General features: G+C 69.7%; 18 protein-coding genes, 2 tRNA genes and 2 rRNA genes. 12 read left to right on the top strand and 10 right to left on the bottom strand.

The genetic code is table 11. The annotated features are described in order from the left end of the window. Nucleotides 1-24: 24 nt before the first annotated feature. The 3 genes from BOSE125_RS01515 to BOSE125_RS01505 form a co-directional block, all read right to left on the bottom strand. Nucleotides 25-1,929, bottom strand: a complete 1,905-nt coding sequence (locus BOSE125_RS01515; protein ID WP_159549044.1) for a SpoIID/LytB domain-containing protein — start codon at nucleotides 1,927-1,929, stop codon at nucleotides 25-27. Nucleotides 1,930-1,964: 35 nt separating this feature from the next. Next, nucleotides 1,965-2,041: transfer RNA gene (locus BOSE125_RS01510), tRNA-Thr, on the bottom strand. Between the two features lie 81 nt (nucleotides 2,042-2,122). Then, nucleotides 2,123-3,001 (bottom strand): thioredoxin domain-containing protein, encoded by an 879-nt coding sequence (locus BOSE125_RS01505; protein WP_159549042.1) that lies wholly within the window; start codon nucleotides 2,999-3,001, stop codon nucleotides 2,123-2,125. Between the two features lie 247 nt (nucleotides 3,002-3,248). On the opposite strand from BOSE125_RS01505, the gene BOSE125_RS01500 reads away from it, so the two are divergent. Genes BOSE125_RS01500 through BOSE125_RS01485 form a run of 4 tightly spaced genes read left to right on the top strand, consistent with a single transcriptional unit; the run spans nucleotide 3,249 to nucleotide 7,541 of the window. After that, on the top strand, nucleotides 3,249-4,832 hold the full coding sequence (locus BOSE125_RS01500; RefSeq protein WP_236558097.1) for a trehalose-6-phosphate synthase: 1,584 nt from the start codon (nucleotides 3,249-3,251) through the stop codon (nucleotides 4,830-4,832). After that, nucleotides 4,829-5,614, top strand: a complete 786-nt coding sequence (gene otsB, locus BOSE125_RS01495) for a trehalose-phosphatase (protein ID WP_159549038.1) — start codon at nucleotides 4,829-4,831, stop codon at nucleotides 5,612-5,614. The genes BOSE125_RS01500 and otsB overlap by 4 nt, the downstream gene beginning before the upstream one ends. Further along, nucleotides 5,602-6,267, top strand: coding sequence for an ABC transporter ATP-binding protein (locus tag BOSE125_RS01490; protein WP_159549036.1), 666 nt, complete (start codon nucleotides 5,602-5,604; stop codon nucleotides 6,265-6,267). The genes otsB and BOSE125_RS01490 overlap by 13 nt, the downstream gene beginning before the upstream one ends. Further along, nucleotides 6,264-7,541 (top strand): DUF4032 domain-containing protein, encoded by a 1,278-nt coding sequence (locus BOSE125_RS01485; protein WP_159549034.1) that lies wholly within the window; start codon nucleotides 6,264-6,266, stop codon nucleotides 7,539-7,541. Before BOSE125_RS01490 ends, BOSE125_RS01485 begins: the two co-directional genes overlap by 4 nt. On the opposite strand, the gene treZ is transcribed toward BOSE125_RS01485, so the two are convergent. Genes treZ through BOSE125_RS01470 form a run of 3 tightly spaced genes read right to left on the bottom strand, consistent with a single transcriptional unit; the run spans nucleotide 7,532 to nucleotide 12,443 of the window. Beyond that, the gene (treZ, locus tag BOSE125_RS01480; RefSeq protein ID WP_236557760.1) at nucleotides 7,532-9,403 is read right to left on the bottom strand and encodes a malto-oligosyltrehalose trehalohydrolase; all 1,872 of its coding nucleotides are present in this window, start codon (nucleotides 9,401-9,403) and stop codon (nucleotides 7,532-7,534) included. The two genes, BOSE125_RS01485 and treZ, sit on opposite strands and share 10 nt — an antisense overlap. Nucleotides 9,404-9,414: 11 nt before the next feature. Further along, nucleotides 9,415-11,964 (bottom strand): malto-oligosyltrehalose synthase, encoded by a 2,550-nt coding sequence (gene treY / locus BOSE125_RS01475; RefSeq protein ID WP_159549028.1) that lies wholly within the window; start codon nucleotides 11,962-11,964, stop codon nucleotides 9,415-9,417. A gap of 17 nt (nucleotides 11,965-11,981) precedes the next feature. After that, complete coding sequence (locus tag BOSE125_RS01470) at nucleotides 11,982-12,443, bottom strand: hypothetical protein (protein ID WP_159549025.1); 462 nt, start codon at nucleotides 12,441-12,443, stop codon at nucleotides 11,982-11,984. A 387-nt stretch (nucleotides 12,444-12,830) separates the two neighbouring features. Here BOSE125_RS01470 and BOSE125_RS01465 point away from each other — a divergent pair, with 387 nt between their 5' ends. From BOSE125_RS01465 to BOSE125_RS01435, 7 genes are all read left to right on the top strand, one after another. Further along, nucleotides 12,831-13,724 (top strand): fumarylacetoacetate hydrolase family protein, encoded by an 894-nt coding sequence (locus tag BOSE125_RS01465; RefSeq protein WP_159549022.1) that lies wholly within the window; start codon nucleotides 12,831-12,833, stop codon nucleotides 13,722-13,724. Continuing rightward, entirely contained in the window at nucleotides 13,721-14,191 is a 471-nt protein-coding gene (rraA, locus tag BOSE125_RS01460; protein ID WP_159549019.1) for a ribonuclease E activity regulator RraA, read from the top strand. Before BOSE125_RS01465 ends, rraA begins: the two co-directional genes overlap by 4 nt. Further along, the gene (locus tag BOSE125_RS01455) at nucleotides 14,188-14,862 is read left to right on the top strand and encodes an NADPH-dependent F420 reductase (protein ID WP_201301110.1); all 675 of its coding nucleotides are present in this window, start codon (nucleotides 14,188-14,190) and stop codon (nucleotides 14,860-14,862) included. Before rraA ends, BOSE125_RS01455 begins: the two co-directional genes overlap by 4 nt. A 72-nt stretch (nucleotides 14,863-14,934) precedes the next feature. Further along, on the top strand, nucleotides 14,935-16,470 hold the full coding sequence (locus tag BOSE125_RS01450; protein ID WP_159549016.1) for a DUF5129 domain-containing protein: 1,536 nt from the start codon (nucleotides 14,935-14,937) through the stop codon (nucleotides 16,468-16,470). Between the two features lie 49 nt (nucleotides 16,471-16,519). Then, nucleotides 16,520-16,999 (top strand): carboxymuconolactone decarboxylase family protein, encoded by a 480-nt coding sequence (locus BOSE125_RS01445; RefSeq protein ID WP_159549013.1) that lies wholly within the window; start codon nucleotides 16,520-16,522, stop codon nucleotides 16,997-16,999. Between the two features lie 24 nt (nucleotides 17,000-17,023). Beyond that, nucleotides 17,024-18,187, top strand: coding sequence for a pirin family protein (locus tag BOSE125_RS01440; RefSeq protein ID WP_159549010.1), 1,164 nt, complete (start codon nucleotides 17,024-17,026; stop codon nucleotides 18,185-18,187). Then, complete coding sequence (locus tag BOSE125_RS01435; protein ID WP_159549007.1) at nucleotides 18,184-18,543, top strand: GNAT family N-acetyltransferase; 360 nt, start codon at nucleotides 18,184-18,186, stop codon at nucleotides 18,541-18,543. Before BOSE125_RS01440 ends, BOSE125_RS01435 begins: the two co-directional genes overlap by 4 nt. Before the next feature lie 97 nt (nucleotides 18,544-18,640). Here the strand turns inward: BOSE125_RS01435 and BOSE125_RS01430 are convergent. After that, nucleotides 18,641-18,717 (bottom strand) — tRNA-Pro (locus BOSE125_RS01430). Between the two features lie 152 nt (nucleotides 18,718-18,869). Here BOSE125_RS01430 and BOSE125_RS01425 point away from each other — a divergent pair. Further along, nucleotides 18,870-19,511, top strand: coding sequence for a hypothetical protein (locus tag BOSE125_RS01425; protein ID WP_159549004.1), 642 nt, complete (start codon nucleotides 18,870-18,872; stop codon nucleotides 19,509-19,511). On the opposite strand, the gene BOSE125_RS01420 is transcribed toward BOSE125_RS01425, so the two are convergent. The 3 genes from BOSE125_RS01420 to rrf (BOSE125_RS01410) all read right to left on the bottom strand — a co-directional run bounded on the left by BOSE125_RS01420 (nucleotide 19,508) and on the right by rrf (BOSE125_RS01410) (nucleotide 20,549). After that, nucleotides 19,508-20,092 carry a hypothetical protein gene (locus BOSE125_RS01420; protein WP_159549001.1) on the bottom strand — a complete coding sequence of 195 codons (585 nt, stop codon included), beginning with the start codon at nucleotides 20,090-20,092 and terminating at the stop codon, nucleotides 19,508-19,510. The genes BOSE125_RS01425 and BOSE125_RS01420 overlap by 4 nt on opposite strands. A gap of 112 nt (nucleotides 20,093-20,204) precedes the next feature. Continuing rightward, nucleotides 20,205-20,321, bottom strand: a 5S ribosomal RNA gene (gene rrf, locus BOSE125_RS01415). Between the two features lie 111 nt (nucleotides 20,322-20,432). Beyond that, nucleotides 20,433-20,549, bottom strand: a 5S ribosomal RNA gene (gene rrf / locus BOSE125_RS01410). Nucleotides 20,550-20,704: the final 155 nt, after the last annotated feature.

Below are 20,704 nucleotides of genomic sequence, written 5' to 3'. Positions count from 1 at the left end.
ATACTTCACCGTTTCATCTGTCTTCTAGCGCGGCGTCACTGAGAAGACCCACGCCGACTTGGTGCCGACCGCGGACCGGAACTCGGTGCCGGTCAACTCCCTGGTGGCGCCGTCCTTGTTGGACGCGGTGACGGTCTGGGCGCTCAGGTCGCTGCCCCTCGTGACACGCACAGCCACGATCTCCTTCAGACCGAAGGCCCGCGCCAAGGCAGCCTGGCTGACGGACTGAGTCCACGAGGCGTTCGGGTTATTGGCCGCCGCGGAAACACTGTAGGGATCGGGACGGGCCGTCAAGTACGGCACGGTGGTGCCGGACCACACATCACCGGAGTTGCGGGTGTGCCCGCCACTGGAGGAATAGTAGGTGGCATCGGCCACGGAGCCGTTGTGCCACAGGCTCAGGGCCGTGACCGGCCGGCGGGAGGCATCGCGTCTGAGCGTGGCGTCCACTGCCGCCGTCCAGCGGGCACCCCAGTGGGTGCTACCCGTGTGCTCGTCCTCCTTGGCCCATCCCGTGAACTTCTGGGACTGGGTCTCATCCCAGACGTGGCACGCGCACTCGGCCTTCAGTGACCCCATGTTGCGCAACGCATAGGCTCGACCGGCCACCGCCTGCGCCTGCAGTGCCGCGGCGGGCCAGGAGGACGGCATCTCTGCCAGGCCGTAGAGGTATTCGTCGTTCATGCGCAGCTCAGTGACGACGTTGAGCTTGCCGTTGACCACGGTGACCACGAGCTTGCCATGACGCAGCACGAGGTCGTTGCTGGAGCCGTTGGCTCGCGGAACGGTGACCGTGGACGGCTGGCCGGACCAGAATCGCGTTCCGGTCCACTCGAGGACCACCGAGGACCCCCGCGTCCGTGTGCCGTCCGGCATGGTCACCGCCACGGTGCCGGCCTGTTCTGTCAGCTGCACGGCGCCGGCGGTCTGCGGCACGGCCGCGTCCCCGCTCGTGCGAACACGCACGGAGCCGGATCCGTCGATGGAGGTGGACTCGGTGGAGAGCAGGTGAACGCGGATGTTCTGGGCCGCCCGGGATGAGGACCAGATCCGCTGGGCCGGACTGTAGTAGTGGTGCAGGATCTGCTCCACCGAGCTGCCGCCGCGGGCCATGGCCGCCGCTCCGTACTGACTCATGCCCACACCATGTCCCCAGCCGGCCCCCTTGACAGTGAAGTCGGCCGGCACCACGGAGGTATCGAAGCCGAGGACGTCGGCCACCGCCCGGATGAGTTGGGACGCCTCGCCCCGGGTGATGGGCTGGGCCGGGCGGAACGTGCCGTCGCTGCTGTAACCGTGAGAGGCGCCGATGTGCTTCAACCAGGAGATGTACGGGTGGTACGCGTCGCCGCGCCTCACATCCGTGAAGGGCTTTCCGGACGGGGCCGAGTAGACAGGGTCTGCAACCATGTAGAGCAGTTTGGCCAGCTCCCCGCGGGTGATGTGCCGTAGCGGCTTGAACTCCCCGTCGGCGTAGCCGGTGACCATCTTCCGGGAGACCATCCAGGTGATCGGGGCGTAGTCCCAGTTGCGGGTGTCCTCAACGTCCGGGAAGCCGCTGGAGGACGGGGGAGAAAACCTCGGTTTCATCAGTCGGTATAGAAGGGCTGAGGCCTCGGCGCGGTTGAGGTGGTCGGCCACGCCGAAGGTCGACGTCCCGGACCGCCCTGTGGTGATCCCGGATCGCACCATCCACATGACGGGCTGGTAGAACGTGGAGTCCTCGGGGACGTCCGAGAAGGAGGCGGTGTTCGTGGCAGTGGCAGTGCTGGCGGCCAGGACGGGAGCGGCCGACAGGGTCAGAACGGCAGTCAGGGCCAGGGCCATGACCACGGCAAGAGTCCTGCGCAGGATTCCGGGCGACGCGTACGGGGAAGCGCGGACCGGTTCCGCTCGATGCGTCGGCGGGGTTGCGATGACAAGGGGCATAGTTCCTCCAGGACAAGCGGGCTCTCGCCCCTCCATGGAGCCCCCTACCGGATTCGAACCGGTGACCCCCTGTTTACAAGACAGGTGCTCTGGCCAGCTGAGCTAAGGAGGCGAGAAGGGCCGGCACCGTACCTGTCAGCAAGTCTGCTGACGTGGACGGAAACCGGCCCTTCCAGAGTAGCGGATCAGGCGATCAGGACGCGTCCATGATGCCCTGGGCCCAGTCGGTGAAGGACTGGCCCTGCTCGGCGGTGGCCCAGTTCTCGCCCTGGACCCACACGGACGGGGTACCCGCCACGCCCGCGGCACGGGCCTGGGCGCCGGAGTACTTCACGTAGGGACGGTAGGTGTTGCCGTCCACGCAGGAGTCGATGTCGGCTCCCAGGCCGGAGGCCATGTCCTTGAGCTCGTCGTCGCTCAGGCCCTGACCGCCATGGCCGGTGTAGGACCCGAAGACCTCGCTGAGGAAGGAGTTGTAGTTCTCCGGGGAGTTCTCCGCCACGCAGGTCGCCGCGTTGGCGGCGCGGGAGGAGTAATTGCCGGTGGCGGGGTTGTCCAGGAAGTCCAGCATGCGGTACTCCACGGTGACCTCGCCGGCGTCCAGCCACTGGTTCAGCTGCTCGGCGTTCTCCGTCTCGAAGCTGGCACAGTGCACGCAGTTGGCGTCGGCGTAGACGATGATCTGGGCCGGTTCACCGGCCGGGCGGGCCTCCGCACCGGGGACGGTCTCGGGCTGCTCGCCGGTGGCCTCCGGGATCTCGACGGTCGTGGCGTCGACCTCCTCGAGGCCTTCGTCGCCCGGGGCGAGTTCGGAGGTGGAGGTGAGGGTGATACCGCCCTGGTCGTTGCCCGCGCTCGGCGCGGGGCCGGCGTCGGGAATGGAGCGGGACGAGTTCATGAAGATGACGCCGATCACCACGGCGATGACCACCACGACGCCGATGACGACGCCCCAGCGCACCATGAGGGAACGCCGCTTCTCCTGGCGGCGCTGCTCCTCCTGCATCTGCCGGGCCTTCTCACGGGCGGTCTGCTGCCGTTCGGCCTTCGTCTGATTCTTGCTAGTCGCCATGGTCCTGCCTGTCGTCCTGACTCTCGGGGTCGCTGCGGTGTCGTGTAGCCGGCCGGTATCCCCCATACCATCCATCGGCGGGCCGTGGGCCAGACTACCGGGCCAACCTGAGAAACCTGTTCACACTGTGGCAACCCGTCAGGGCGGTCCCTGGCGATAGGCTCGGGAACGGACGAGGACAAGGAGGTCCGCAGTGAACAACACCACCGTCGACATCCCCACCGGCACCGTACCGTTCGTCGAGAAGCTGGCCGGGGATCCACCGGCGCCCGGCCACTCCGACCTGGTGGTCGTGGCCAACCGCCTGGCAGTGGACCGCGTGCTCGAGGAGGACGGCACCAGCTCGTGGCGCCGATCGCCCGGAGGCCTGGTCACCGCGCTGGCGCCCATCATGACCCGGCAGGAGGGCGCATGGGTCGGATGGGGCGGTTCCCCGGAGGAGGAGCTGGACGAGCCGCTGGAGCCCTTCACCTATGAGGGCATGCACCTGGTCCCCGTGGCCCTGACCGAGCGGGAGCTGGTCGAGTACTACGAGGGGTTCTCCAATTCCACCCTCTGGCCGCTCTATCACGACGTCATCGCCCGCCCGGAATTCCACCGGCAGTGGTGGGACACCTATCAGCGGGTCAATGCGCGCTTCGCCCATGCCGCGGCCGCCACCGCCGCCAAGGGGGCCACGGTCTGGGTGCAGGATTACCAGCTGCAGCTGGTGCCCCGGATCCTGCGCCGGCTCCGCCCGGACCTGCGGATCGGCTACTTCCACCACATCCCGTTCCCACCGGTCGAGATCTACGCGCAGCTGCCGTGGCGCCGCCCGGTGCTCGAGGGCCTGCTCGGCGCGGACCTGATCGGCTTCCAGCGCCGCTCGGACGTCTCGAACTTCCAGGGCGCCGTGCGGCGCATCCTGGGCTCCTCGTTCCGTTCCAATACGGTCCAGGTGAAGGAGCACGACGGCGGCGCCCGCACCGTGGGCGCGGCCGCCTTCCCCATCTCGATCGACGTGGACACCATCACGGACCTGGCCCAGGACCCGGACATCCAGGCCCGCGCCCGGCAGATCCGCGAGGAGCTCGGCAACCCGAGCACCATCCTCCTGGGCGTTGACCGTCTCGACTACACCAAGGGCATCCGGCACCGCATCAAGGCCTTCTCCGAGCTGCTCGAGGACGGCCGGCTGAGCGTGGAGGACGCCTGCCTGGTGCAGGTGGCCAGCCCGTCCCGGGAGGGCGTGGACTCCTACAAGGAGCTGCGGGACGAGATCGAGCTGTCCGTCGGCCGCGTCAACGGCACCTTCGACACCATGGGCCACACCGCCATCCGGTACCTGCACCACTCCTATCCGGTCGAGGAGATGGTGGCGCTCTACCTGGCCGCCGACGTCATGCTGGTGACGGCGCTGCGGGACGGGATGAACCTCGTGGCCAAGGAGTATGTGGCGGCCCGCGGCGGCTGGGGCGGGGTGCTGGTGCTCTCTGAGTTCGCCGGGGCCGCGGACCAGTTGCGCAAGGCCCTGCTGGTCAACCCCCATGACATCGACGGGCTGAAGGAGGCCATCATGGAGGCCACCGAGATGTCCGCCGGTGAGGCCACCAAGCGCATGAAGTCGATGCACCGGCAGCTCATCACCCATGACGTGAACAAGTGGTCCCGGGACTTCCTCGACCGCCTCGGCGGTGCGGTCCCGGCGGAACGCTCCGGACCGGAGGACGGCGGACAGCAGTCGGCCTTCATGGACACCGACGACGACCGCGAGCGCCGGGACCACGAGGTCGACGAACCCTTCGACGGGAGCGGGACGGCTGACGGTTCCACACCGGAGGACGAACGATGACCGGTCCGGGGCTGGCCACCGCCCTGCAGGAGTTCGCCGCGCGGGAATCGATCCTCGTGGCGCTGGACTTCGACGGGGTCATGGCCGAGCTCGTGGACCTGGCCGAGAACGCCCGCCCCCTGCCGGCGAACGCCAGCGCGCTGGCCACCCTGGCGGGACTCCCGGGCGTTCACACGGCGCTGGTCTCCGGCCGAGCCCTGGAATCACTGCTGGCTGTCGCCTCGCCCCCGGAGTCGACGCTCCTCATCGGTTCGCACGGCGCCGAGCGCCGCCTCGGCCCGGAGGCGCCCCCGCTGGAACTGGACGAGGAACAGGCTCGGGCCCTGGCCGCCGTCGGGCAGGTGTTGGAGCCCGTGGCAGCCCGGTATCCGGACTCGTGGGTGGAGACCAAGCCGGCGGGCCGGGTGCTGCAGGTGCGACTGGCCCGTTCAGACGAGGCGAGGCGCCGGGCCGTGGCCGAGGCCGAAGAGGCGTTGGGCGAGCTGGCCGGGCTGGCCGGCCTGGCACCCTTCTTCGTCGGGCACGGCAAGGACGTGCTGGAGGTCGCCGTGGTGCGGGCGGACAAGGGCCAGGGGCTGGACCTGCTGAGGTCTGTCACCGGGGCGGAAGCGGTGTTGTTCGCCGGGGACGACGTGACGGACGAGACGGGATTCGCCCGGCTGGACCCGGCCCGGGACGTGTCCATCAAGGTCGGCCCCGGAGAGACCGGAGCGCAGTTCAGGATCGGCGGGCCGGCGGACGTGGCCTCCGTGCTGGAAGCGGTGCGTTCATGGCGTCCGTAGAGCTGCGCGGCATCACCGTCCAGTACCCTTCAGCGCGGACCCCCGCCCTGGACGGGCTGGACCTCTGGGCCCAGGACGGCCGGTTCACGGTGGTCGCCGGTGACCTGCGCAGCGGCAAGTCCACACTGCTGCGGGTCGTGGCCGGGCAGGAGCCGCCGGGTACCGGGCGCGTGCTGATCGGTGGCGTGGACGTGACCGAGGTGCCGGCGCACGACCGTGACGCGGTGATCGTCTTCCAGAACTATGCCCTCTACCCGCACATGGACGTGCAGGAGAACATGAGCTTCGCCCTGCGGGTGGCCGGCGTCCCCCCGGCAGAACGGCAGGACCGGGTCCGGGAGGCTGCTCGCCTCCTGGACCTGGAGGAGCAGCTCGGCTGGACACCCGAGCGGCTGACCGGCCCGCAACGCCAGCAGGTGGCACTCGCGCGGGCCGTGGTCCGCCGGCCTGCCGTGCTGCTCATGGACGATCCTCTCACCGCTCTGCCCCCGGCCCTGAAGGACCACACGGCGGAGCTGATCCGCAGCCTGGCCCGCACCCTGGATGTCACCACTCTGTACGCCACCGCCGAGCCCGGGCCGGTGGCCCCCGTGGCGGACCGCCTGCTGCGGCTGGACTCGGGCCAGCTGAGGGAGGACACTGCCGTGTCATGACACCGCGTTCCGGTCTGGACATCACCACCTCGGGCACTGCCGTGGACACTGCGGCGCTGATCGCCCTGCCCTGGGACGTGCCCTTGGCCGAGTGGCCCGAGTCCGCCCTCGCCGCCCTCCCCCGTGGGCTGTCCCGGCACGTGGTGCGGTTCGCCCACCTCGAGGGTGCCGTGGTCGCGGTGAAGGAGACCACGGAGTTCTCGGCCCGCCGCGAATACCAGTTGCTGCGCCGGCTCGAACGGTTGGATGTCCCCTGTGTGGAGCCGGTGGCCGTGGTCGCCGGCCGCACCGACCCGGACGGCGAGCCCCTGCCGCCGGTGCTCGTGACCCGGCACCTGCGGTTCTCGCTGCCCTACCGCGCCGTGTTCTCCCGGCGGCTGCACCGGGACACCCTGACCCGGCTGATCGACGCCCTCGCCCTGCTGCTCGTGGAGCTGCACCTGGCCGGCTTCTACTGGGGGGACGTCTCCCTGTCCAACACCCTGTTCCGCCGTGACGCAGGCGCCTTCGCCGCCTACCTGGTGGATGCCGAGACCGGTGAACTGCATCCCTCCCTGTCCCGCGGCCAGCGGGAGCATGACCTGGAGCTGGCCCGGGTCAACGTGGCCGGTGAGCTGATGGACCTGATGTCCGGCGGCCTGGTGGAGGGGGACGTGGACCCCGTGGCCACCTCGCAGCTGATCATCGATGCCTACCGCCGGCTGTGGGAGGAGCTCACCGCGGACATGTCCTTCCGGCCCGGCGAGCGCTGGCGGGTCGAGGAGCGGATCCGCCGCTTGAACTCCCTCGGCTTCGATGTGGAGGAGTACGCCATCCGCACCACCCGGGGCGGCTCCGAACTGGTGCTGCAGCCCAAGGTCGTGGACCCGGGTCACCACCAGCGCCGCCTGTTGGGACTGACCGGCCTGGATGTGCAGGAGAACCAGGCCCGGCGGCTGCTGCGGGACATCGACGAGTACCGGGCCGTCAACCACCCCGAGATGGACGAGCACGAGGCGGCGAACCGTTGGCTGACCGAGGTCTTCGAGCCCGTGGCCCAGTCCATCCCGGCGAACCTGTCCGGCAAGCTCGAACCCGCCGAGGTGATGCACCAGTTGCTCGAACACCGCTGGTATCTCTCCGAGAACCAGTCCCGGTCAGTGCCACTGGACGAGGCCCTGGAGTCCTACCTCCAGACCGTCCTGCCCCACCGCCGGGACGAGGACGCCGTGGTGCTGCATCCGACGACCACCATGCTCAAGGCCGTCGAACTCCCCTCAGAGAACTACGACTGACCGCCGCGCCCGAGGAGCAGGAATCCGTGGGGTTGTACGCGGGCGTCACCGGGAACCTCCGTGCGCGGGCCGTCGGCTCCGTGGCCGGCGAGCAGACGGTATCCGCGCAACTCATCCGGGATCGGCATCGGCTCCGCACCCAGTGCCGCCAGCAGGACCACAGAACCCGGTCCGACGTCGGCGCCAGCGCCACTTTCCGCGGCCACGCCCCGGTCCATTCGCACCCAGTGGCGCTCGTCATCCACCACCGCGCGGGTGGTGGAGCGGTCGGGATCGGTCAGCTCGGGACGCTCCGTGCGGATCCGGGCCAAGGTTCGGTAGAGCTCCAGCAGCCGGGCGTGCCGGCCGGTCCCGGCCTCGTCCCACCGCAGCGTCGAGGCGGCGAAGGTCTCCGGGGACTGCGGGTCCGGCACCGCGTCGTGACTCCAGGCCATGCGGGCGAACTCCCGGCGCCGGCCCTCCGTCACCGCCTGCGCCAGCTCCGGTTCACGGTGCGCTGTGAAGAACTGCCACGGGGTGGAGGCCGCCCACTCCTCTCCCATGAAGAGCATCGGGGTGAAGGGACCGGTCAACAGCAGGGCGGCGCCGATCACCAGCTGACCCTCATCGAGGCTCGCGGCCATGCGATCGCCGGCGGCCCGGTTGCCGACCTGGTCGTGGTTCTGGATACAGACCACCAGGGCCTCGGCCGGGAGGTGCTCCCCCAGCGGCCGGCCGTGGTGGCGTTGGCGGAAGGAGGACCAGCTGCCATCGTGGAAGAACCCGCCGTTGAGCACCTTGGCCAGCGCGGACAGGGGCGCGAAGTCGGCGTAGTAACCGTCCGTCTCCCCGGTCAGGGCCACGTGGACGGCGTGGTGGAAGTCGTCCGACCACTGCCCCGTCAGTCCGTAGCCGCCCGCACCATCGGCCCCGGGTCCGGGCCGGTCCGCGATGAGCCGCGGATCGTTCAGGTCCGATTCGGCCACGAGCACCAGCGGACGGCCCAGCCGCTCTGACAGGGCGTCCGTCTCCGCGGCCAGCTCCTCGAGCAGGTGCACGGCACGGGTGTCCCGCAGCGCGTGGACGGCATCCAACCGGAGCCCGTCCACGTGGTAGTCCTCGAACCACATCCGGGCGTTGTCCAGGATGTACCGGCGTACCTCGTCCGAGTCCGGGCCGTCCAGGTTGAGCCCGCTGCCCCAGCCGGTGGAGTGCTCGGTCAGGTACGGGCCGAACTGCGGGAGGTAGTTCCCGGAGGGTCCGAGGTGGTTGTAGACCACGTCCTGGATCACGGCCAGCCCGGCCCCGTGGCAGGCGTCCACAAAGCGTTGATAGGCCGACGGCCCACCGTAGGAGGCGTCCACGGCGTACCAGCCGACGCCGTCGTAGCCCCAGTTGTGCCCCCCGCCGAAGGAGTTCACGGGCAGCAGTTCCACGTGGGTCACCCCGAGCGAGACCAGGTGGTCCAGCTTCTGGGCGGCGGCATCCAGGGTTCCCTCGTCCGTGAAGGTGCCGAGGTGGAGTTCGTAGATCACCGCACCCCGCAGCGGGCGGCCGGCCCAATCACCGTCCTTCCAGCCCTGTGCCGAGGCGTCGAACAGCCGTGAGGGCCCGTGCACGGTGTCCGGCTGGCACCGCGAGCGCGGGTCCGGGAACGGCCCTTCGCCGTCCACCCGGTAGCCGTATCCGTGGTCGGCCCCGAAGGGCGCGTCCACCGGCACCTCCGGGACCCACCAACCGTCCTCGGCGGGTTCCATTGCCCCCGACGCGACGATCGCCCATCGGTTCTCCCCGTCATGAACGGCCCCGGGCTCGTGCTCGGTGAACACCAGCTCCACCGTCCGCGCGTGCGGTGCCCACACGGACAGGGGCGGCAGGGTCATCCTCGCCGCGCTCATCGCAGCGTGTTCCCGTCCTCCGGCACCAGCAGCGCCACCGGGTGGCGTTCGAAGACCTCGGCCAGACGCGTGGCGCCGTCCGTGAAGGCCCCGCCGAAGCGGCGCCCGGTCAGCAGGTCCACCATGGTCTGGCGGGGCAGCACCACAGCCGCGTCTCCCCATCCGCCTTCATCCTCCAGCCCCAGCGGCCACCGGGTGGCCACGGTGATACACCCGCCCCGGGTGAAGGCGACCACGTGGTCCGATGCCTCGCCGAGGACGTCGAGCTCCTCGTAGCGGGTGAACCACTCGGGGTGCTCCCGGCGGGCGCGCAGGGCGCGGGAGGTGATGAGCATCTTCAGTCCGGCGGCGTACTCGGCGAGCGCGGCGCCGTCGGGCCGGGTCGAACCGTCCTCCGACTCTGCCGGAGCCGGGAACTCGGGCTCCCACCCGTCGTCGAGCCGCGCCAACAGGGCCGTCCGCTCCCGGAAGTCCACGGGCCGGCGGTTGTCCGGGTCCACGAGGGTGGGGAACGGAACCTCAGTGCCCTGGTAGACGTCCGGGATGCCGGGCATGGTGAGCTGGATGAGCTTCATGGCCACCTGATTGGTCATGCCGGGAACGGCGATCCGGTCAGCGATGCGCTGGATCTCGTCCCGCAGCTCGCCCGTCCCGGTGGCCCGCTCGGCGAGGTCCGCGAGCGCGGCCTCGAACTCCTCGTCCTGTTCGGTCCAGGTGGTGCGGGTCGCGGCCTCGCGGGCGGCCTTGAGCGCGTAGTCGGCCAGCCGCTGGGTCTGAAGTGGGGAGCCGTCCACCGGCCAGGCGCCCACGATGGTCTCCCACAACAGCTTCTCGAACGGGCCGTCCCCCAGCGGGGCCAGCTCCCTGAGACGGTCCAGGGTGCGGACCCATTCCCCCGGGATCTCGGACAGCACGTCGATCCGGGCACGGACGTCCTCACTGCGTTTGGTGTCATGCGTGGAGAGCGTGGTCATGGTGCGGGGCATGCGCGCCTGCCGATCCCCCTGCAGCTCGTGGAACCGCTTCAACTCCAGCGCGAACGACGACGGGTCCCCGCCGACCTCGTTCAGCGACGCCAACCGCGTGTACCGGTAGAAGGCGGTGTCCTCTACACCCTTGGCCATGACCATCCCAGAGGTCTGCTGGAAGCGTTCACCCACGGGGTGGTCCGGATCGGCCAGCAGCGGCAGGAGTGCCTCGACCGCCTCCGCCAGCTCGGGACGGCGGCGCACGGCCTCAGCGGCGGCGTCGTCCAGGTGATGGCGTCCGGTCGGCAGGTAGGAACGGTAGACGGGAAAGCAGGCGAGCAGTTCCGCCAGGGCGTCCTGGACGAGGTCCTCGCCGGTCCCCTCGTCGTCCGGGACCAGTCCGGGGACGAGGCGCGCCAGGCGTTCGACCTCGGAGCGGAGCATGCCATCCGCCACGGCACGCTTGGTCCCGTGGATCATCTCCGCCCACACCACCTCGGCGGCGGCCGCCGTCTCTCCGGCGGGATCCTCGGTGCGGCCCCACCCACCGAGCCGTCCGGCCACCTCATCGAGCTCAGGGGCACCGGCCGGGTCCGTCAGGATGCGGTCCACCTCGCCAAGGGCGTCGTAGCCGGTGGTGCCGTCCATGGGCCAGGCGGCGGGCAGTCGTTCGCCGGACTCCAAGATCTTCTCCCCGAGCAGGTAGATCCCCCCGGTGGCCTGCCGCAGGTTCTCGAAGTATCCGCCCGGATCCGCCAGCCCGTCTGGGTGGTCCACGCGGAGCCCGTCCACGAGTCCGTCGCGGACCCAGGACAGGATCTCGCGGTGGGTCTCGGCGAAGACCCGCGGGATCTCCACCCGGACCCCGGCCAGGGAGTTGACCGCGAAGAAGCGGCGGTAGTTGAGGTTCTCGTCCGCCTCGCGCCACGGCATCAGCCGGTAGTTCTGCAGATCGTGTGCGGCGCGGGCTACAGCTTCCTCCCCGGCCTCGCACCCGGCTGTGTCCCCAACCGTGTTCCCGACGGCGGCGTGCGCCGCCTCCTCGGTGCCCGGCGCCAGGGGGAAGACGTTCTCGTAGTAGTGCAGCTCCCCGTCCACCACGCGCAGCCTCGCGAGCTCGGCCTCCGGGTCCTCGTCGGTGCCGTCCCCCAGGACGGGCAGCCAGATGCGGGAGTCCCCGGCGGCCCAGTCGATGTCGAAGGCCATCGCGTACTTGGAGGCTCGGCCGTGCTTGAGCAGGTCCCACCACCAGGCGTTGTCCTTGGGGGTGGCCACGCCCACGTGGTTCGGCACGATGTCGGCGAGAATTCCGCCGCCGGCCGCGTGCACGGCCTCAGCCAGCTCACGCAACCCGGTCTCCCCACCGCGGGCGTCGTCCACCTGGGTGGTGTCCACCACGTCGTAGCCGTGGGTGGAGCCCTCCTCTGCACCGAGCATCGGGGAGAGGTAGAGCCAGTCGACTCCCAGGTCCCGCAGGTAGGGCAGGATCTCGCGGGCGCTGTCGAGCGTGAAGTCCGCGGTGAGCTGCAGGCGGTAGGTGGATGCGGGGGCGTTCTGCGGGCTGGTCACGTGGTGCACGGTAGCAAACCCCGGACCTACTGTTCAGGCTGCTCGGGCGGCTGGGTCAGGTCCCGGGTGATCTGCGGCTCGCCCGAGTCCTCGAAGGTGATGAGCACATCCCGGTGGACCGTGCCGTCTGGCATGGTGACGTCCGCGTTGAGCGCGTTGCCCCGCCATTCCTTGCCCTGCACGGATTCGACCCCGTACTTGGCGGCCACGTTGTCCTGGACGGCGTCCTGCCAGGCCTGGTTGCCGAAGACCGAGTAGACGATGGCGGCCACGCCGATCACCAGCACCCCGGCGCCGGCGACGGTCTCGCGGACGGCATCCCTGAGCCGGTCCGGCCCTGCGTAGCGGGCGTCCTCATCGTCAAGGTGGGCGCGGTAGCGTTTGCGCCGCCACAGGCCATGGGCGACGACGGCCAGGCCCGCGACCGCCAACAGGATGCCGATCCACTGGGCGACGAGCGGGGTCTGGAGGTCGAGCGGTGCGTACATGCCTCCATTGTCCCCCGGACGGGCGCCGTGCGGGCGCCGGTGCGGAACTCGCGGGTCTGGGCCAGGTTCGCGTCCGCGCCGGGAGGTAGCGCTTATCCAGGCGGGAGACATCCGACTTGGCGGTCTCCCCACGCTGCACCGCTCGGCCGGGATGGAAGACGCCGTCCGCGTAGCCCTCGGACAGATTCCCGCAGGCCATCCAGGTGACATGGGTGTAGACCGCATCGGCACGGCCGCGGGCGGCGTCCGGCCCCGCGCTCTTGTCCTGCACGGCGGCCAGGGCCAGTGCGCGAGCACGATAACCGAACCAGGTCTCCACGGGGTGACGGTGTTGACAACGGCCCATCGGCCGAGCGGACCGGGCGGGCGGTGTGGTGGGATATCCCCATGAAGCTCTCTACCTATCGACTGCCCGACTCGGACCCAGACACCCCGGGCGCCACGTTCGCCGCACTCGTCACGGAGACCGACGGTCCCCGCGCCACGGCGGCCGTCGAGCTGGAAGGCGTGATCGACGTCGGGGACTTCCTGTCCCTGCCGGAACCGAACCGCACCGAGCTGGTGGAGGCCGCCCTGGCCGCGGCCGCGGAGGACCCCTCCCGGGTGCTGGATGCCTCGGCACTGGAGCCGGCCACGCTCATCCCGTTCCCCACCAAGGTGTTCTGCATCGGGCTGAACTATCGCAACCACATCCTGGAGACCGGGCTGGAGCTGCCGGAGCACCCGGCGATCTTCACCAAGTTCGCCCAGACGCTCACCGGCGCCACGGATGCCATCGACGTCCCGGCCGAGGACCACCGGCTGGACTGGGAAGGCGAGCTGTGCATCGTCATCGGTGAGCCCGGCCGTCGTATCCCCGAGGATCAGGCCGCCGCCCACATTGCCGGCTACGCCATCTCCAATGACGTCTCCGTCCGTGGCTACCAGGGCCGCACCACCGAATGGACACAGGGAAAGGTCTGGGAGGAGACCACGCCGATCGGTCCATGGCTGGTCACGCCGGACGAATACACACCCGGCGCCACGATCACCACCCGCGTCAACGGCGAGGTCATGCAGCAGGACTCCACCGGGGACCTCGTGTTCGGCGCCGAGAAGCTCGTCTCCTACATCTCCGACATGGTCACCCTGCTGCCCGGGGACCTCATCCTCACCGGCACCCCCGCCGGGGTCGCCCTGGCCCGGAAGAACGACGCCGGCCGGCGCCCCTGGCTGAAGGCCGGGGACGTCCTGGAGACGGAGATCGAGGGCCTGGGCCTGCAGCGGAACGAGATCCGATGACCGCCGGATTCACCACGTGCGACCTCTATGACGCGGACGAGACGCTGCAGTCCTGTTCGGTCCAGTTCCAGGACCTCGGCGCCCGGGCGGTGTTCACCGGCCCCGTGCGGACCATCCGCTGCCACCGGGACAACGCGCTGGTCAAGCAGATCCTGAACACCCCCGGGCACGGCGCAGTCCTCGTGGTGGATGGCGGCGGCTCCCTGGAGTCCGCCCTGATGGGCGACCTCATCGCCGCGGCCGCCGTGCGGAACGGCTGGGCCGGAGTGGTCATCCACGGGGCCATCCGAGACCGGGCCGTGGTCCGCACCCTGGACCTGGGCGTGAAGGCCCTGGGGTCCAACCCCCGCAAGTCCGCCAAGGACGGGGCCGGCGAGATGGACGTCCCCGTCCAGTTCGGCGGTGTGACCTTCACCCCGGGTGCCACCCTCTGGGCGGATGAGGACGGCATCCTGGTCACGCCGTGAGTGGGCTTCCGGGCACATCCGGCCCCCTCAACATCCTCGGCGCCGGCCGGGCGGGAACCTCGCTCGCCCGGGCCGCCGCCTCGGCCGGCCTCCCGGTGCGGATCGCGTCCAGCCGGCCGCCCACCGCGATGCGCCTGCACCTGGCCCAGTACGCTCCCCGGGCCACCGCGGTGGCGGCGGAGGAGATTGCGCAGGACGGTGGGGAACAGCCGATCGTGGTGCTGATGGTCCCCCAGGAGGACCTCGACTCCGTGGACCCGGACTGGCTGGACGGCTGCCTCCTCGTGGACGCCACCAACCGCTGGGCCGAGGAGCCGCTCCCGGGCTGGCTCCAGTCCGGGCTCGACGCCGGCCGGTCCAGTTCTTCAGTTGTGGCCGCCCGGTTCTCCGGAGCCACGGTGGTGAAGGCCCTGAACCACGTCAGCCACTGGGACCTGGACACCGCGGGCCGTTCCCCGGGCCCCGTGCGGCGAGGGCTGGGAGTGGCCTCGGACAGCGAGGAGGCCGCGGCCGCCGTCGGGCAACTGGCCTGTGATCTGGGGTTCACCCCGGTGCTGCTGCCCGGCCTGGCCGCCGGCCGGGCCCTGGAGCCGGATGGGCCCGTCTTCAACCGGCCGATGTCCGCGCCCGAGCTGGCTCGCCTCACCGGCGGTACTGTGGTGCAGGACTGAGGGGACGGCTCCGGCTCGCCCCGATCCGACCGATCCCACCCGATATCGGCCACTGAGAGCAGAGGACGCCCGATGCCCACCGACACCGCCCATGTCCGAACCGGCCTGCATCCCGTTCTCGCCACCAGGGCGGCGAGAACGGCTGCCGGCTGGGTGGCGGCCTTCAGCCTGGCGCTCGGATTGCTGGCGGCGGTGCCGGCGGCCCTCGTCCTGGGCGCCTCCCCGGCCCAGGCCGACCAGGCCGAGGAGGTCATCCTCGAGGACGGTGCCGGGGTCATCCACGAGCCGACCCTGCGCGAGGGCCTGACGGACATCGACTTCCGCGAGCCGACCACCGTGGTGGTCTGGACCCAGCGCGGCGAGGCCGAGTCCAACCTCAACGAGCGCCTCCTGGCCGATGCCCGCGAGAACCATCCGGAGTGGATCAGCGACGACGGGCAGAAGTGGACGGACGGCCTGTTCATCTACGCGATCGATCCGGAGGGCCGGCTGCAGGGGGTGTACTTCGGCGAGGACCGCAAGGTCGGTCTCGAGACCCAGGAGGACATCCGGGAGGACGCCGTCGAGTCGCTGCAGGAGGCCAACTGGACGCAGGCCGCCCTGGACGCCACCGAGTCCGCCGCGGCCGTGATGAACCGGCCGTGGTACCAGCATCCCGGGGTGTGGATCGGCGGGGCGATCGTGGTGGTCGTCGGCGGCATCTTCGGTGGGGCCGTCGCGGCCGGCCGGAAGAAGCAGCGGCAGAAGGCCCAGGCGGAACTGGACCGGGGGAACCAGGCCTTCGCCAACGTCAGCACGGACCTCGAGGCCACCGAGCTGAACGCCCATACCGTGCCGGAGGATTCGAAGTACGGGGCCATGGTGCTCGAGCGTTACCGCACCTTCCACGAACGCTATGTGGAGGCCGCCCGCCAGAACGACCGGCTGTCCGGCATCCCGGCGAAGAAGCTGCACCGCAAGGAGCACCGCCAGGCCATCACGGCGTACATGAAGCAGGCGGAGGAGCTCGACCAGCTCGACGACACCGTGGGCAGCACGAACACGCTGCTGAACAAGTACCCGGGCTGGCCCGAGGCCTGGGACATCCAGACCGCGCCGATGCGCGAGGACCTGGGACAGATCGACGAGCTGGTGACGGGACAGCCCAAGCTCAAGGCCGATCAGCTCACCCCGTTGCGATCCTTCCGGCACGAGGCGGAACGGGAACTGGAGCGGCTGGGCGCCGGCCTGGAGACCGGCCAGCTCTCCCCGGACGAGGCCCTCGACGGCCTGGATGCCCTCCGGGTCCGCCTGACCGGACTGCTGGACGACTACGCGAAGGCCCAGATCGATGCCTTCGCCACGTCCGATGCCGAACGCCAGACTCTGCAGGGAGAACTGGAACGGGAACGCCACCGCGGCTCCCGCCGTCCCGGCTCCATCCTGGACACGGTGCACCAGCCCGGCTGGTTCTGGACCGCGACCGCCTTCCACCTCGGATACTCCTCGGGCCAGTCCCACGTGGTGACGGCGCGAGAGCAGGCAGAGGCCTCCTCCTCGTCCTCCTCGACCGGATACGGCAGCTCCGGCGGCAGCTTCTCCGGCGCCGGCTCCTCCTCCAGCTTCTGAGGGGAAGGCGGCGAGGAATGTTGCTGACGGGCCCGGGGTTGGTACGGATATGAGCTCTGAGGCACGCCAGGATCCGCTGGCCTTCTATCTGGACAAGTCCGACCCCGCCGCGTGGAAGGCCGTGGGCGGATTGTCCGTCGCCGCGAAGACCGCCGCCCGGAAGGCCGGCCTGGATGATCAGCTCGTGGAGCTGGTGAACCTCCGCGTCTCCCAGATCAACGGCTGCGCCTACTGCCTTGAGGTCCACACCCGCTACGGGATCGACGCCGGCCTCGACTCCCAGCGCCTCGGCCTGTTGGCCGCCTGGCGGGAGGCGGAGGCCCTCTACAGCGAGACGGAGCGGGCCGCCCTGGACCTGGCCGAGACGGTCACCCTGCTACCCGGCCAGGAGGACCAGCACGTCAGCCAGCTGATGAGCCACCACGTGCTGACGGACGAACAGTACTCCGCCGTCCAGTGGCTGGCCATCACCATGAACGTCACCAACCGCATCTCCATCCTGTCCCACCACCCGGTCAGGCGCCGTTGAACAGCTGGAATCGAGGCAAGCCCCATGAGCAACACCGAGACTGACCCGCAGGAGACCGTCTGCCGGAACAGGCCCGCCGCCGGACCGCGCTTCACCGAGGGCCTCTCAGACGGCGTGGACCCACACGCCGGTGGCACGGGCACCGTTGAATTGCTCGAGCCACGCGCGGTCCCCCTCGGCGGTCCCCGCGCCATGACCGTCAAACGCACCCTGCCGCAGCGGGCCCGATCCCTGATTGGCGCCTGGTGCTTCTTGGACTTCTACGGGCCGGACGATGTCTCCGCCACCGGAGGCATGGCGGTCCCCCGTCACCCGCACACGGGGCTGGCAACCGTCTCCTGGTTGTTCACCGGACGGGTGGACCACGTCGACTCCGCCGGCAACTGGGCCACCGTCCGCCCCGGTGAGGTCAACCTGATGAACGCCGGTTCCGGGATCACCCATTCGGAGTACTCCACGGCGGACACCACCGTCCTCCACGGCGCCCAGCTCTGGTACGCCTTCCCGGACCATGCCCGTGCCACCGCTCCCTCGCTCGAGGCCCACCGTCCGGAGCCGGTCACCGGGCCCGGCTACACCGCCCGCGTCTTCCTCGGCTCCCTGCTGGGCTCCACCTCCCCGGTGAAGACCCACCTCCCGCTCACGGGCGTGGAGTTGCGCATGGACCCCGGCACCACGCTGGAGGTGGACGTCCCCGCCGGCCACGAGCACGGCCTGCTCCAGGTCACCGGGGCCCTCTCCCTGGACGGGGTCGAGATCCCTGAGGACCACCTCGGCTTCGTCGGTCCCGGCCGGACCCGCCTGAGGATCATCTCCGGGCCGGACCCCGTCACCGCACTGCTGATCGGCGGCGAGCCCCTGGGCGAGCAGATCATCATGTGGTGGAACTTCGTGGGCCGCACCCACGAGGAGATCGTGGCCTGGCGCGCCGCCTACCAGGCCGAGATGGGCTTCGAGGCGCCGTGGGAGGATTCCCCACTGGCGGACGCCGGCACTCCCCTGGGCGCCCCGGTGTCCGGCTCCCTGCTGGACGCCACGATCGGCACCAGCTACCGCGATGGCCGGACTTTCCCGCAGTTCGGCGACTTCCCGGCGGACACCCCCGCCCCGTTGCCCGCCCCGGCGCTGCCCTCCACCCGCATGCGACCCCGCACCAACCCACCGTCAAGGAGACCTGAGATCCCATGAGTGAGCAGACACCGACCCTGGACCACCCGCAGGTCATCCAGGGCAGCAAGCCGCGGTACGAGATCCACGTGGACGCCTCCGGCGAGCCGGCCGGCAAGACCTACTTCACCGAGCATGCAGCGGCCGATGGGACCCGGCAGCGGATCTTCCCGCACACCGAGGTGGCCGAGGAGTACGGCGGTCACGGACTCGCCTCGACCCTGGTCCGCGGAGCGTTGGACGCGTCCATCGCCGAGGGATACCGGATCGTCGCGGTCTGCCCGTATGTGAAGGGGTGGATCGAGAAGCACCCTGACTATCAGCGGCATGTGGACGCCACCACCCCGGAGCACCTGCGGGCGCTCGAGCGCCGGTAGACGCCGGTAGACACAAGCCGGAACGGAGAACCGGGCCAAGGACACCAAGAAGAAAGCCGGCCGGGAGCATCTGATGATGCTCCCGGCCGGCTTCTCGTGGTCGGGGTGACAGGATTTGAACCTGCGGCCTCGTCGTCCCGAACGACGCGCGCTACCAAGCTGCGCCACACCCCGTGGAGAGTGGTTCCATGCCGAGTCCGGCGGGGAACCACAGTGGTCTATCCTAGCCGTCCGTTGCCGGATTCACCAAAACGATCCGTGGAGACGACCGGCGCGGACACTAGACTGGTCACGTCAGCAGAACAGCTCAGGAGGGACGGAGACACGTGGCCACCGAGGCGGAGGGGTTCGGCACTTTCAGGGACTTCTTGGCGTCTCGCCCGAACCTGGCCGGTCTCGCGGCCTTCGTCATCGTGTTCATCGGGGTGGGCCTCCTGTCCGATTCGATCCTCGCGGCCCTCCTCGCGGCGGCCCTGGGGTACGGGGCAGGTCTGATTCTGACGCCGGCTCACCGCCCGACCTATTCCTCCGGCATCCCCGTGCGCGGCGCCACCGAGGAGGAGATGGACGGACGGCTCGCCGAGCTCCGCCAACGGGTCCGGAGCCATCGCGCTCAGCTTCCCCCTGAATCCCAGCACGACCTGTCCATGATCACCGTGCACCTGGGCGAGATGATCGACCGCTGGGAACTCGTTCAGCAAGCACCGGAGCAACGCCTGTCCATCGAGTCCCTCGTGTACCAGTACCTGCCGAGCACGCTCGACGTATTCCTCCGACTGCCGGACTCGGCCAAGCCGGCCGCTGCCCCGGAATGGACCCATCAATTGCACCTGTTGGCCACCGAGGTCTCCCGCAGCCGGGACACCGTCTTGAAGCACGACCTCGAGTCGATGCGCAACAACGGCCGCGTGCTCGAGCAGAAGTTCGAGGACGGGGACCTCAAGATGTTCCGGGAGAACGGCCTCTAGGGCCTCTTGGCGCCTTTCCCCGGTTCGGCGAGGCTGCCCCCGGTGAAGCGGGTGAACGCGCCCAGGACCGCGGTCCACTCTTCCAACCACGACGTCGGCTCGTTCCCTCGGACGCTCAGCTCCGCTCCCCCACGTGGACCGACGGACCAGGTCACGTAGAGCCGGACGGGCGAATCCGCCGCGTCGCGGTGGCCGCCCCACCAGTCGAGTTCCAGAGTGCCTTCCGACGCATCCGCCAGGGCCGCCCACTCGTAGGGAGGATCCTGGTCCCCATCCGAGCCGTCCGTGTCCTCCTCCAACAGCGCGCCGTCACCGAAGTACACGTGCCCCGCCTCCCCGGTGGCCCGGAGTTCCCGAGGCCACCAGAGATGCGTGTCGTCCAGGAACGCGCCGACCGCCTGGTCCAGGTCCAGCGGGATGGAGGCGCTCACTGCATGCGACGCCTCGGCCGACGCCGGCGCACTGTTCACCACCGTTCCGGGCACCACGTCCCCCGTTGAGGCTCCCGCGTCCGTGCTCGGAGGACCATGCTCGCCAATGGAGGGAACGTCGAACGGGTCAAGGAACAGGCTCTCAGACATGCCCCTCATCAAACCATGCCGGCTCTGGTCCATTGGTCATGGCATGTCTCAGCATGGCCCGTTAAACACAGAAGCCCTGGACCGTGAGGTCCAGGGCTTCTATTCAATGGTTGTCCGGCGGCGTCCTACTCTCCCACATCCTCCCGGATGCAGTACCATCGGCGCAGTGGGTCTTAGCTTCCGGGTTCGGAATGGGACCGGGCGTTTCCCCCACGCTATGACCGCCGTAANCCTCATCAAACCATGCCGGCTCTGGTCCATTGGTCATGGCATGTCTCAGCATGGCCCGTTAAACACAGAAGCCCTGGACCGTGAGGTCCAGGGCTTCTATTCAATGGTTGTCCGGCGGCGTCCTACTCTCCCACATCCTCCCGGATGCAGTACCATCGGCGCAGTGGGTCTTAGCTTCCGGGTTCGGAATGGGACCGGGCGTTTCCCCCACGCTATGACCGCCGTAACTCTTTTACCCTACTGTCAACACTCCTGACCCTGGCGTGCGCCGTGGGGTGGGTGTTCGTCGTGGGTCGTCTTGGTGGTGACAACACTACTGTTGCACTGTTCAGTTGTTTTCCCCCACCACCCGGTCCCAGTGTCCCCGAGTGTTCGGGTGCC

Origin of the sequence: Citricoccus sp. K5, assembly GCF_902506195.1 — a bacterium.
Classification (GTDB): domain Bacteria; phylum Actinomycetota; class Actinomycetes; order Actinomycetales; family Micrococcaceae; genus Citricoccus.
Note: the sequence above shows the minus strand (reverse complement) of the source record. Positions and strands in the feature narration are given on the sequence as shown.

Coding starts and splice junctions, on each gene's coding strand:
- rraA (WP_159549019.1), top strand. CDS start 13,721: ATGACCGCCGGATTCACCACGTGCGACCTCTATGACGCGGACGAGACG.
- BOSE125_RS01435 (WP_159549007.1), top strand. CDS start 18,184: ATGAGTGAGCAGACACCGACCCTGGACCACCCGCAGGTCATCCAGGGC.
- BOSE125_RS01515 (WP_159549044.1), bottom strand. CDS start 1,929: ATGCCCCTTGTCATCGCAACCCCGCCGACGCATCGAGCGGAACCGGTC.
- BOSE125_RS01445 (WP_159549013.1), top strand. CDS start 16,520: ATGAGCTCTGAGGCACGCCAGGATCCGCTGGCCTTCTATCTGGACAAG.
- BOSE125_RS01485 (WP_159549034.1), top strand. CDS start 6,264: ATGACACCGCGTTCCGGTCTGGACATCACCACCTCGGGCACTGCCGTG.
- BOSE125_RS01470 (WP_159549025.1), bottom strand. CDS start 12,443: ATGTACGCACCGCTCGACCTCCAGACCCCGCTCGTCGCCCAGTGGATC.
- BOSE125_RS01505 (WP_159549042.1), bottom strand. CDS start 3,001: ATGGCGACTAGCAAGAATCAGACGAAGGCCGAACGGCAGCAGACCGCC.
- BOSE125_RS01440 (WP_159549010.1), top strand. CDS start 17,024: ATGAGCAACACCGAGACTGACCCGCAGGAGACCGTCTGCCGGAACAGG.
- treZ (WP_236557760.1), bottom strand. CDS start 9,403: ATGACCCTGCCGCCCCTGTCCGTGTGGGCACCGCACGCGCGGACGGTG.
- BOSE125_RS01420 (WP_159549001.1), bottom strand. CDS start 20,092: ATGTCTGAGAGCCTGTTCCTTGACCCGTTCGACGTTCCCTCCATTGGC.
- BOSE125_RS01465 (WP_159549022.1), top strand. CDS start 12,831: ATGAAGCTCTCTACCTATCGACTGCCCGACTCGGACCCAGACACCCCG.
- BOSE125_RS01490 (WP_159549036.1), top strand. CDS start 5,602: ATGGCGTCCGTAGAGCTGCGCGGCATCACCGTCCAGTACCCTTCAGCG.
- BOSE125_RS01450 (WP_159549016.1), top strand. CDS start 14,935: ATGCCCACCGACACCGCCCATGTCCGAACCGGCCTGCATCCCGTTCTC.
- otsB (WP_159549038.1), top strand. CDS start 4,829: ATGACCGGTCCGGGGCTGGCCACCGCCCTGCAGGAGTTCGCCGCGCGG.